Source organism: Nitrosomonas sp. Is37, assembly GCF_033063275.1.
Lineage (GTDB): Bacteria > Pseudomonadota > Gammaproteobacteria > Burkholderiales > Nitrosomonadaceae > Nitrosomonas.
Genome location: NZ_JAWJYP010000002.1, coordinates 69494 through 81830, shown reverse-complemented (window position 1 = coordinate 81830; position 12337 = coordinate 69494). Strand labels below are relative to the sequence as shown.

Below are 12337 nucleotides of genomic sequence, written 5' to 3'. Positions count from 1 at the left end.
AATTATAAAGGGAATAACATTCTACCCTTAACTTTACAGGCTTGCAGCAATTCCTGTAAGTCTGTAATTTCTGGTAAACATTTCTCACCTTGACAAACCCAGGCATTGACACCTTGATCTACGGATAAGGGTTTATTCAAACTTGGCGGTAATCCAGTTAACTCCATCGGTAACGCCAGCACAATCGTAGCGGGTGCATGCAAGACCAGTGCTCGATGCCACTCACTCAAGAGAGCGCCTTTCCCACGCAAAATAACAATTTGAGGTGGCGTAAGCCATTCTTTCAACGCGATCAATAAACTGCAGTAAACGCTTGGATGGTGCCGCATTTCAGGATAAAACAATTTAAGTGTTCGTTCAGCTGATTGCAAATAACGATATTCGCCAAGCAAATGGCCAAGTCGTTGGAGCGATATCGCTGCTAAACCATTACCAGACGGAATCGCATTGTCCTGACCTGTTTTAGGTCGATGAATCAGCTTTTCATGATCATGGCTCGTAAAAAAGAATCCACCTAGCTGTTTATCTTCGAACTGATCTAGCAATACCTCTGCCAGCGCTATAGCAAAATCTAGATCAGATTGACGAAATTCCACTTGCATGAGTTCCAACAGACCATCTAGCAAAAAGGCATAATCATCAAGATATGCATTGAGATGCGCCTTGCCATCCTTGAAGGTAGCGAGTAGCCGGTTATTTTTCCAGAGGGTGGTACGGATAAAATCTACCGCCAGCATGGCGGATTTTATCCATTCGCTACCTCCAAAAATCATACCTGCTCGCGCCATACCCCTGATCATTAAGCCGTTCCAACTAGCCAGGGTTTTTTCGTCACGACCAGGATGAACGCGCTGTTCCCGCTTATTGAAAAGCTTGTGCCGCGCCGATTCAATCCGCTGTTGCACTTCCTCTTGGCTAATACCCATATCGTTAGCTATAGCTGCAACAGACTGATTGATTTCGAGATGCCAATATTTGTTTTCAAAATTGGGAAGACGCGAAAGACCATAGTAAGGTGCGATTACAGTATATTCATCGGCTGTCAAGACACATGCGATTTCATCTTTATCCCAGACGTAAAATTTTCCTTCTTCATGTTCTGAATCAGCGTCTAGAGCTGAGTAATAGCCTCCTTCCTTTTGTCCGAATTGCATCTCCCGCATCACCCAGGCAGCTGTCTCTTCTACAATTCGTTTAAACAAGGAATTATGGGTTGCAAGCCAGGCATCAGCATAGAGCTGTAACAAGGGACCATTGTCGTACAGCATCTTTTCAAAATGGGGAATACGCCAGTACTGATCTGTACTATAACGATAAAATCCTCCCCCTAACTGATCGTAAATGCCTCCGTTAGCCATTTTCTCCAAGGTATAAGCCACAATATATTGTGCTTGGGTATCATTTTCAGAGAAGTAGCATTGCAAGCAGAATTTTAGTTCTGCAGGATGAAGAAATTTTGGCGCAGAACCAAACCCACCATACTCTCGATCAAAGTTTTCTAACAACTGAGTGATTGCCTGCTCAATAAGATGGCGAGAAAATACAGAAATATTGACACTTGTAGCGGGTAAAGTCTCCGCAAGTATTTTCAGTAGTGCACTATTTTGCTGCTCAATATCTTCTCTACGCGTATGATATATCTCAGCAATCTTTGGCAATAACTCAAGAAAACCAGGCATACCATGACGAGGCTCTTTAGGAAAATAAGTACCCCCAAAGAAAGGCTTCTGTTCTGGCGTGAGAAACATGGTCAATGGCCAGCCGCCATGACGATGGTTAAGCATGTAATGTGCTGTCTGATATATTTGATCGAGGTCAGGGCGCTCCTCACGATCTACTTTAATATTGATAAAGTATTCATTCATCGCCGCTGCCACTTCTTGATCCTCGAATGACTCTTGCGCCATGACATGGCACCAATGACATGCAGAATAACCAATAGAAAGCAGGATTGGCTTATTTTGGGTACGTGCCAGTACGAGTGCTTCCTCTCCCCACGGGTACCAGTCTACCGGGTTATCTGCATGCTGTAACAGATAAGGACTTGTTTCACCTGCCAGATGGTTGGGCATAGCATTGCTCAATAAATAATTGAATATGCATTCATAGGATTAGCAATGTGATTCACCGCTAAGAGGTTGTGAAAACTTCGTTTTCACAACCTCTCGGTCATTTCTTTAATCGGTAATCGCTCCCCGACTGGCAGTCGATACCAGTTTTGCAAACTTCGCCAACACACCACGTTTATAACGTGGCTCAGGCGGTTGCCATGCCGCACGGCGTCGCGCGAGCTCCTCCTCAGAAACATTGAGCTGTAATAGGCGTTGGTTCGCATCAATAGTAATGGAATCACCCTCCTTCACCAGCGCAATGGCTCCTCCCACAAAGGCTTCCGGTGCGACATGCCCAACCACCATACCGTAGGTTCCGCCGGAAAATCTGCCATCCGTAATTAATCCAACTGAATCCCCTAAACCTTCACCAATCAACGCCGAAGTGGGCGACAACATTTCTCGCATTCCCGGTCCACCCTTGGGGCCTTCATAACGAATTACCACGACATCTCCTGGTTTAATTTCCCTGGCAAGAATGGCATTCATACATGCTTCCTCTGACTCGAACACACGCGCAGGTCCAGTAATTTTTGGATTTTTCACGCCAGTGATTTTGGCGACCGATCCTTCCGGCGACAAATTTCCTTTGAGGATGGCCAAATGACCTTGTGCATACAAAGGATTGTCCCATTGCCTGATGACATCCTGATCCTCGCGTGGCTTCTCGGGCACATCGCGTAATACCTCTGCTATCGTTTCACCGCTGATCGTCATGCAATCACCATGCAGCAAACCATGCGCCAGCAATATCTTCATAACCTGAGGTATGCCACCTGCTCGATGCAAATCAGTTGTCACATAGCGCCCAGACGGCTTCAGATCGCACAAGACAGGTACTCTTGCACGGATTTCCTCAAAATCATTAATACTTAGCTCGACCTCGGCAGCGTGCGCAATCGCCAATAAATGCAGTACCGCATTGGTCGACCCACCCACTGCCATCACCACAGAGATGGCATTTTCCAGTGATTTGCGCGTAATCAGATCGCGTGGACAAATTTGCTTTCTGATTGCGTTGACCAAAACTTCTGCAGAACGTGCAGCGCTGATCCGTTTTTCTTCATCTTCTGCTGCCATAGTCGATGAATAAGGCAAACTCATTCCCATTACTTCGATTGCTGACGACATGGTATTGGCGGTAAACATGCCACCACAAGCACCCGCACCAGGACAGGCATGCCGCTCCACTTCCAGTAATTCCTTGTCATCGATTTTATGGGCAGTATATTGTCCCACGGCTTCGAACGCGCTCACGATCGTCAGATCTCGATCTTTGTAATGACCTGGTTTAATGGTACCGCCATAGACAAAAATAGCAGGCACATTCATTCTTGCCAGCGCAATCATGGCACCCGGCATATTCTTGTCACAACCACCAATCGCAATCACGCCATCCATGCTTTCTCCCTGCACAGCCGTCTCAATGGAATCAGCGATCACTTCGCGTGATACGAGCGAATATTTCATGCCTTCGGTTCCCATGGAAATACCATCGGAAATCGTAATCGTGCCAAACATTTGCGGCATTGCCCCTGCCTTTCTCAAGGCACGCTCAGCGCTGAGGGACAATTCATTTAACCCCATATTGCAGGGAGTGATAGTAGAAAATCCATTGGCAACGCCCACGATGGGTTTATCAAAGTCTCCATCACCAAAGCCCACTGCCCGCAACATGGCACGATTGGGCGAACGTTTTGCTCCTTGAGTGATGGCTTGACTACGTTTATTGTCTGGCATGATTTCTCCTGAAAAACCAAAAATGCAATCTAATTGATTAAGAAGCTACGCACTGCTGTGATAAGCTTACTTACCGTATAATGTGCATTTTACCGTAAATCAGCACCTAACCCATGCTTATCCATCCCCAATTCGATCCGGTCGTAATCTCCATTGGTCCCCTTTCCATTCACTGGTACGGCCTAATGTACCTGCTTGGCTTCTTTCTGTTTATTGTACTTGGCCGTTATCGCATCAAACAAAATCCGCAAGCAATATTTACCCATACCCTACTCGATGATGCGCTCTTCTACGGAGTCCTCGGTGTTATTTTGGGTGGAAGACTAGGACACGTGCTGTTTTACCACTTCAGCTATTACTTACAACATCCGCTGGAAATATTTGCGATATGGCAAGGTGGCATGTCGTTCCATGGCGGCTTTCTCGGGGTCGTCGTAGCGATGGTGCTGCTGGCGCATAAGCACAAATTAACATGGCTTGCAGTGACTGATTTCATTGCGCCTCTGGTGCCGCTTGGGTTGGGAGCGGGTCGCATCGGCAATTTTATCAATGGCGAATTATGGGGACGCCCTACAGATGTTGCCTGGGGTATGATTTTCCCACACGTCGACAATCTGCCACGTCATCCCTCCCAACTGTATGAATTTGCTTTGGAAGGGATTGCGCTGTTCATTTTGCTGTGGCTCTATTCAAGCAAACCACGGCCAGTAGGCGCCGTCTCCGGTATGTTCCTGATTGGTTATGGCACATTCCGCTCGTTTGCAGAATTTTTTCGCGAGCCTGATGATGGCTTCATGGGGGTATTAACCTTGGGTGTCAGTATGGGGCAATGGCTGTCACTGCCGATGATTGCCGCAGGCATAGGAATGCTGTTCTGGGCATACCGCTCCTCGAACAAACCATTGCAAAAAACTAGAAGTCGTCGTTAGCAAGCCAGTAAAAGTGAGATTCCTTGCGCCAAATGTCGTGATCTATGCATCATATTTGTGGATCTAACAAAGTTTATTATGATAAAAACTAAATCGACACAATTCTATAAAATTTAAGAAGATAGCATGCAGCTTGATTTGTTAGATTTCATTTTTGACGTAATATATTGTGTCATTTCAGAGGTCTAATTCTAGTTAGCCACAATCCTATGACACCCCAAAGTATTTGCTCTCACTTAGCCCCATATTCAATCCTTTCCAAACGAAGAACTACCGTTGCCCACGCTTTTGCATCTGCCCTTGCACCTTCTGATGACTTCGACAAAGAACGAGTGGAGGCAGCGTTAGAGGCCTTGGGGCAAAAGAACTTAAAACAATTAACGTGTGTTTATTGCGGCAAGTTGGCCCAGACCTGGGACCATTTGGAGAACTTGGTCAAGGACGGAAAACTGAATGGGTATGGTCACCAAATTGGAAATCTCGTACCTAGCTGTCCAGTTTAGGTAAAAGGCAAAGCTCCATTACTTTCTTGTTTCTTACTTGATCATGACTCGAATTCACTCTTGGAAATGCTGGATTGACGGATGATTGACTGAAGCGTACCAATACGGAGTTCGTCATGGTTTGGAGCTGGCACGGTGATCGTTGTCCCCGGGAGTCTCTTCTGCATAACGATATGACTGCCCCGTTGATGTACTTCCAGAAAACCATGACGTGCAAGAATAATACAGACTTGCTTCCCAGAAAGAACGCGTAGCTTACCCAATGGTAACCTCGACTTGGGTTATATATACTTCTTCGTGTAACCGTGCCTGAATTTCTTCTTGAGATGCAGTTTCAAAAAAAAGCTCAAGTGCCTCTCTAAGATTATCACGGGCGTCAGCGACTGTTTCTCCTTGACTGGCGATATCAAGCTCTGGGCAGAGCGACACATATCCAGTCCCTTCACGTTCAATAATGGCTGTAAGCTGTCTTCGCATAATTCTTACTCTTAAAAGGTATCAGTCATTGCATCTTGCAAAATGAACGAATTGACCGACTAACAGTACTGTAATGAACATTAAAATACACTGCAATTTCAAATATTGTGTAATGCCCCATTTTGTATATCGCATTCATTGCCTCTCTTCTATCAGTAATGTCAGCAACAATTTCGTCCATTGGTTTCTTGGACGATTTCTTCGATCGCTTGTTAATATGAATACTATCACTTTGTTTCAAACTAATATGTTTCTGACTCTCTTCCAACATGAAATGAGTCTGGAAGGTTTACATCTTCTCAACGAGAAATGAGTCTGAGCAAGTAGATTCTAGATTCTGAATTGGTCATTATGCGAGGCATGGTGATCGACATGGATGAAGCAAAGCACTGCATGCACTATGCAATGACTGACACCTTTTATCTGACACCTTTTATCACCAGTGCTAATACAGGTTTGGTTGCGATATTCATGAAAAACCCCTTTGCATGAAAATAACGTTAACAGCTTAAAGGTATGATCGTGCGTTGTCTGTACGGTACCACACATAATTCTACTGGCGGTGATTGAGCTGAATTGCCAGCAGCTGCTACGCCGGGCAGGGACTTGATACCCTACTCAGTAACTTGAAGATCAGAACTCTCTGTGTTATACAGGACAGAGTTGAGTTTAATTCATAATCAAGGCCCTTGGTTTTCTACCAGACTGATAAGTTTATTAGGGGTTATACCACCTTGCTTCACTGATAGGAGTAGAAATTATGATTGACACACCGAACCCTCGACAAAACTACCTCCTCAACGCTTTACCCTCAACCGAGTATGAGCGTCTTCTACCTCATCTAGAGCTGGTCCAGATGCCCTTAGGTGACATTCTTTATGAGCCAGGAGAAAAGTTGCATTTCGTCTATTTCCCCACGGATTGCATCATATCGCAACTTCACGCCATGCAGGATGGAGGGTCTTCGGAAATCGCCGTTATCGGCAATGAGGGTGCAATCGGGATTACCCTATTCATGGGCGGCGGAACCATGACGAATCGGGCTTTAGTGCAGAGCGCGGGCTATACCTATCGGATACGGCAATCTTTGTTTATGCAGGAATTTAACCGCCACGATACGCTACTTCATTTATTGTTGCGCTACACCCAGGCGCTCATTGCTCAAGTGGCTCAAACGGCAGTTTGTAATCGGCATCATTCGGTAGACCAGCAACTTTGCCGCAGGCTACTGCTCAGCATCGATCGGCTTCCTTCAAACGAGTTAACCATGACTCAGGAATTGATCGCCAATATGTTGGGTGTACGCCGTGAAGGTGTTACAGAGGCTGCTGGAAAATTGCAGCAAGCAGGATTGATTCATTACAGCCGGGGGCACATCACGGTGCTGGATCGATCTGGACTGGAGGAACGGGTCTGTGAGTGTTACCACGTAGTCAAAAATGAATTCGATCGCCTTCTGCCCTTGAGGATGTCCTGAATTTTACTAATAGTAATAGAGATATTCAATCTTTAAACTTTTCTTTCAATTTGGCAGCACTATCTCGAACAGCATTACTTAATGTACTCCAAGCACTTTCTGCACCGTTCTTAAGGTGTTCCCAAGCATCCTCACTAGCTTCTCCCAGCTCTTTCAGCTTGGCTTTCGTAGCATCAATCTTATCTTCAAGTTCTTCAATGTGCTTATCATATTGGATACGGGCGTCGGCTGCAGAACTCTTCGCTTCGGCTTTCAAGTCTGCCAATTTGGCCTGTGCTCGTTCTATCTCGGCTTCTATCTTTTGTTTGTATGCATCTTTCGTGCTCATAATGTCTCTCCTTTATCAATAAATTTAGGATTGATTCTTAGACTTCACGATAATCCTCGCTAAAATTAGTAACACTGCAGCTCCTGCTATGGCTGCTAATATTGAACCGATGAGTCCCAATAGACCAAACAAGAGACCACCAGCAATGGCGCCAATAATGCCAATGATAATGTTACTCAGTAGACCAGCGCTTCTTCCTTTTATAAATATTCCAGCCAACCAACCTGCTAATGCGCCGATTACCGCCAGTGGTGTTCGATGCTGACTGTCAAAAATACGATATAGTAAAGCGTAATCATCCGCGGCGCCCTCATCTCATCACCTAATACTTAAATTTTGGTGACAAAATTAAAAGCTGTCTGTGCGGCACCGCACATATGGAAGATACAATCTGCTTTCAATATTTCCAGGAGTCTGCCCAGCAGAAGACAAATAGCCACTTTGCTCTTTTACTGTGACCTGACACCTTCTGTGATTAGGCTTCACCGCCTTCCATCGCTGTTTCAGCCAGGATCCAGTCGATAGCCTCATTAAGGCTCGCGTCTCTGCGCGCCGCGTCCGAAGCCCAGTGATCAAACTGCCTCCCTTCCACCTGAATGATCTTCTCGGTATCCGCCTTCATTCGAGAGAGCGTCCATTCCCACAGATCGCGTCGTGTCGCGTAGCTCCACCAGTCCGAGAAGTGGCATATGAGCAACGGTTGTGTTGGCTTCGTGCTTAGTTCACCTCGAATGTATGGCCAGTATTTCAGTAAGTTAGATAGCGGTATCGCACCTGTCTCGAACTCGACCACGACCCTCCAGTTTCCTACCTGAGCGGAGAGATCGCCGAGCTCAAACCGCTCTCCTGCCTTAGCGATTCCGGGCCGACGGAGACCAGCGTTCACTGGTAGCGCCGCAGTATTGGATAAGACTTGCCCGCCTGTCCACTGGATACCTTGACCTGCCTTAGCTAGAAAGGCCTCGCGGAAGACGGTGAGGAAAGAAGCTTGAGATTTACCCACGATTCAGTGAAGGATGGATGTGCGGCCTAACGACTAAGGTCAGCGAACAGTCCGACAGCGCAGCTGGCGGACTGTTCGCTGGATCAGATTGTTAGCCGTTTCGCCGACAACGAAGTATGTGTGCATACTGATCAGCTTTCTGCATAAGCTCCAATATCTCTATTTGAATAGCGTTAAATTTTTCAAGGGTTACCTTACCCTCTTCATCTAGCGTAGCCATATTAAATGGTTTAGCTGAAGACAGATGCCTCTCAAGGCGCGCAATCAGCTCGGATTTTTCAGAGAGGGTAAGGTTTAAACTATTTACATAGTCACGAAATGGCTTGCCACCTTTCGCGGAATTGCAGTCGCGACAACTAGCCTCAGGGTAACCCCTAGCGCTGTCACCTTTCGTTGCGACTGCTGAGGAGCATAACGATTAACGAAATAGGCAAACTAACCATACAACTGCCTTTTCAAACCACTGCGGTCAAGGATAATGGCACTAATTTCTTCAATAGAAATGTGCGTCGTATCCAGGTAGGGAATATGAAATAGTTGAAACAAGGATTCCTGCCATTGAATCTCGCGCTGACACTGGGCGAGCGACGCGTACTGACTATGAGGGCGACGTTCCTCGCGAATAAAATGCAGTTGTGCTGCGCTGAGTGTCAAGCCAAAGAGCTTATTTCTGACAGGTTCAAGCACTTTGGGAAGCTGGTTAGCAAGCATGTCTTCCTGCGTGAGCGGATAATTTGCGGCAGCAATGCCGTACTGTAATGCCAGATAGAGACAGGTAGGTGTTTTACCGGCGCGAGAGACCCCCACCAGAATAATGTCGGCATCGGTAAAATTTTTCGGATTAACCCCGTCATCATGTCCCAGCGCGTAATTGATCGCCGCAATCCTTTTAAAATACGATAAAGGCTGCTGAAGACCATGAGAGCGTCCAGCCATTCGGGCAGATGGTTGCTGAAGTTCTTGCTCGATTGAGCTAATGAATGTTTCAAAAAAATCATACACTCGGCAGTTTGCCTGCCGGATAACTTCCAGAATGTCCGCTTTAAGCAACGTACTAAAAACCAGTGGTCGATAGCCATCGCATTCTGCAGCATGATTAATTCGTTCCACCAAAGTACGGGCTTTTGCCATATTATCCAGAAAGGGTACATTGATTTTTTTCCATTCAATCCCGTCAAACTGGGTCAATAAGCTATGCCCAAGCGTTTCTGCAGTAATGCCGGTACGATCCGACAAATAGAAGACAGTGCGCTTCTGCTTGGTCACTGTTTGTTCAAACTAGCAAGATGCAACCAGGTATTTACAATGGTATCCGGATTGAGCGATATGCTCCCAATCCCCTGCTCAACCAGCCAAGCTGCAAAATCTGGGTAATCGGATGGTGCCTGACCACAGATGCCGATATATTTCCCTTGTTTGCGACAGGCATCTATCGCCATCTTTAGAATCCTTTTAACGGCCGGATTGCGCTCATCAAACAGATGGGATACGAGACTGGAATCACGATCGATCCCCAGCGCTAACTGGGTCATATCATTCGAGCCAATAGAAAAACCGTCAAAGAATTGCAAAAACTCTTCTGCCAGCATCGCGTTGGAGGGAATCTCGCACATCATAATCAAACGTAAACTATTCTGACCTCGCGCAAGACCCTGCGAGGCAAGCAGTTCCGTAACTTGCCGGGCTTCTTCCACAGTACGGCAGAATGGGATCATGATCTCAACATTGGTCAAACCCATCTCATCACGTACTTTGCGCAACGCCTGGCACTCCAGCTCAAAACAATCGCGAAATGCAGCTGCCACGTAACGTGATGCGCCACGAAAACCAATCATGGGATTTTCTTCCTGCGGTTCATAACGATCCCCTCCGAGCAGGTTGGCATATTCATTGGATTTAAAGTCGGAAGTGCGTACGATCACAGGGTGAGGATAGAAAGCTGCAGCTAATGTAGCAATGCCTTCCGCCAGTTTATCTACGTAAAAGCTGACTGGATCCGCATAACCAGCGATTCGCTGCCCAATCTCGTCTTTCAATTCTTGCGGTAAATGAGCAAACTCTAGCAATGCTTTCGGATGGATGCCGATAATATTATTGATGATGAATTCCAGTCGCGCTAACCCAATCCCTTGATTGGGCAAACGGGAAAAAGCAAATGCATGGGATGGGTTACCGACATTCATCATGATTTTAACTGGCAGATCGGGCAACTTGCCGGTCTCGGCAGTCGTATGCTCAAAGCGGAGCAACCCTTCATAAACATAACCGGTATCTCCTTCAGAACAGGAAATGGTGGTTTCCACTCCATCCTTGATTTGCGTCGTGGCATCGCCACAACCGACCACTGCCGGAATCCCCAGTTCGCGTGCCACAATCGCAGCATGGCACGTACGCCCCCCACGATTAGTAACAATCGCGGCAGCACGTTTCATGATCGGTTCCCAGTCCGGATCAGTCATATCGGTAACCAGCACCTCTCCTGCTTGAAGACTTTGCATCTGGTCAGTTTGCATGATCAGACGCGCCACCCCCTGCCCTATTTTCTGCCCGATAGCACGGCCTTCGGCCAATACCTTTCCTTGCTCGCTCAATTTAAAACGCTCTACTGTCGGGCTCTTTCGACTTTCAACCGTTTCAGGACGGGCCTGAACGATATAAAGCTGTTTATCGAGCCCATCCAGAGCCCATTCAATATCCATCGGACGACCATAATGCTTCTCGATGAGCAATGCCTGTTGTGCCAGCGCTTCGACTTGCGCATCAGACAAGCAGAAATGCTGACGCCGCGCTGCTTCCACTTCACGTATCAGCGTGGATGAGCCCTTCTCACCCTTTTCATCATAAATCATTTCAATGGCCTTAGTTCCTAAACGTCGCGAAAGAATGGCCGGACGACCTGTTTCTAATCCTCGCTTGTAAACATAGAATTCATCTGGATTGACCTTTCCCTGCACTATGGTTTCTCCTAAGCCATACGTTGCCGTGATGAAAATAACATCCCGAAATCCTGACTCAGTATCCAATGTAAACACTACGCCACTCGCTCCCAGGTCGCTGCGTACCATTTTCTGAATCCCTGCGGACAGAAATACTTTGTCATGCTGAAAATGATGATGAACACGATAGGCAATGGCACGATCGTTATATAGCGATGCAAACACAACTTTGATCGCCGCAAAAATTTGATCGAGGCCACGGACATTCAGCAAAGTTTCCTGCTGCCCGGCAAATGAGGCATCGGCCAAATCCTCTGCTGTCGCTGACGAACGCACAGCAAACGAAACCGTATCATCACTATCAGCGACCAGCTGCTGGTAGGCCTGAGTAATTGCTTGCAGCAAAGCATCGGGCAACGAGGCAGCCAGTAGCCAACCACGAATTGTTTTGCCTGCAGTCGTCAGCGCGTTGATATCACTGACATCCAGTTGATCCAGTAAGTGCTTAATGCGCTCAGTGAGACCATTACTCGCCAGAAAATCACGATAGGCGTGCGTAGTGGTGGCAAAACCATTCGGCACATTGATCCCTGCTTTGCTGAGATGGCTGATCATTTCACCCAATGAGGCATTCTTACCACCGACAACGCCAACATCATCCTTACTCAACTGATCAAACCACATAATATAATCATTCATCGTGACCTCCTGATTTTTTGGAATAAAAGTCTCCAGTTACAATCATTATAACTATGGATACCAGCACCCCGTAATTGTCTTCTAATTCAAAATATGATCCAGCTAACAGTTCTTCTTGCACCTAATTCCATTTC

Annotated in this window: 10 protein-coding genes; 2 read left to right on the top strand and 8 right to left on the bottom strand. The window is 46.6% G+C overall.

Features of this window, described 5'->3' with window-relative positions; translation table 11 throughout:
• Positions 1-2: 2 nt before the first annotated feature.
• Entirely contained in the window at positions 3-2072 is a 2070-nt protein-coding gene (locus tag R2Q26_RS01405) for a thioredoxin domain-containing protein (protein ID WP_317534626.1), read from the bottom strand.
• 105 nt (positions 2073-2177) lie between these two features.
• The gene (ilvD, locus tag R2Q26_RS01400) at positions 2178-3851 is read right to left on the bottom strand and encodes a dihydroxy-acid dehydratase (protein ID WP_317534625.1); all 1674 of its coding nucleotides are present in this window, start codon (positions 3849-3851) and stop codon (positions 2178-2180) included.
• Positions 3852-3964: 113 nt separating this feature from the next.
• Here ilvD and lgt point away from each other — a divergent pair, with 113 nt between their 5' ends.
• Positions 3965-4780, top strand: coding sequence for a prolipoprotein diacylglyceryl transferase (lgt, locus tag R2Q26_RS01395; RefSeq protein WP_317534624.1), 816 nt, complete (start codon positions 3965-3967; stop codon positions 4778-4780).
• A gap of 544 nt (positions 4781-5324) precedes the next feature.
• Here lgt and R2Q26_RS01390 read toward each other — a convergent pair.
• Positions 5325-5546, bottom strand: a complete 222-nt coding sequence (locus R2Q26_RS01390) for a type II toxin-antitoxin system HicA family toxin (protein WP_317534623.1) — start codon at positions 5544-5546, stop codon at positions 5325-5327.
• The gene (locus tag R2Q26_RS01385) at positions 5539-5760 is read right to left on the bottom strand and encodes a type II toxin-antitoxin system HicB family antitoxin (protein WP_317534622.1); all 222 of its coding nucleotides are present in this window, start codon (positions 5758-5760) and stop codon (positions 5539-5541) included. Before R2Q26_RS01385 ends, R2Q26_RS01390 begins: the two co-directional genes overlap by 8 nt.
• Before the next feature lie 760 nt (positions 5761-6520).
• On the opposite strand from R2Q26_RS01385, the gene R2Q26_RS01380 reads away from it, so the two are divergent.
• Positions 6521-7237 carry a Crp/Fnr family transcriptional regulator gene (locus R2Q26_RS01380; RefSeq protein WP_317534621.1) on the top strand — a complete coding sequence of 239 codons (717 nt, stop codon included), beginning with the start codon at positions 6521-6523 and terminating at the stop codon, positions 7235-7237.
• Between the two features lie 25 nt (positions 7238-7262).
• Here R2Q26_RS01380 and R2Q26_RS01375 read toward each other — a convergent pair whose 3' ends face one another.
• The 4 genes from R2Q26_RS01375 to ppsA all read right to left on the bottom strand — a co-directional run bounded on the left by R2Q26_RS01375 (position 7263) and on the right by ppsA (position 12203).
• Positions 7263-7565 (bottom strand): hypothetical protein, encoded by a 303-nt coding sequence (locus tag R2Q26_RS01375; protein WP_317534620.1) that lies wholly within the window; start codon positions 7563-7565, stop codon positions 7263-7265.
• Positions 7566-8040: 475 nt separating this feature from the next.
• A complete protein-coding gene (locus R2Q26_RS01370) occupies positions 8041-8358 on the bottom strand; it encodes a hypothetical protein (RefSeq protein ID WP_317534619.1) in 318 nt (105 codons plus the stop codon).
• 645 nt (positions 8359-9003) lie between these two features.
• Positions 9004-9834, bottom strand: a complete 831-nt coding sequence (locus R2Q26_RS01365) for a pyruvate, water dikinase regulatory protein (protein ID WP_317534618.1) — start codon at positions 9832-9834, stop codon at positions 9004-9006.
• Complete coding sequence (gene ppsA, locus R2Q26_RS01360; RefSeq protein WP_317534617.1) at positions 9831-12203, bottom strand: phosphoenolpyruvate synthase; 2373 nt, start codon at positions 12201-12203, stop codon at positions 9831-9833. The genes R2Q26_RS01365 and ppsA overlap by 4 nt, the downstream gene beginning before the upstream one ends.
• Between the last annotated feature and the right edge of the window lie 134 nt (positions 12204-12337).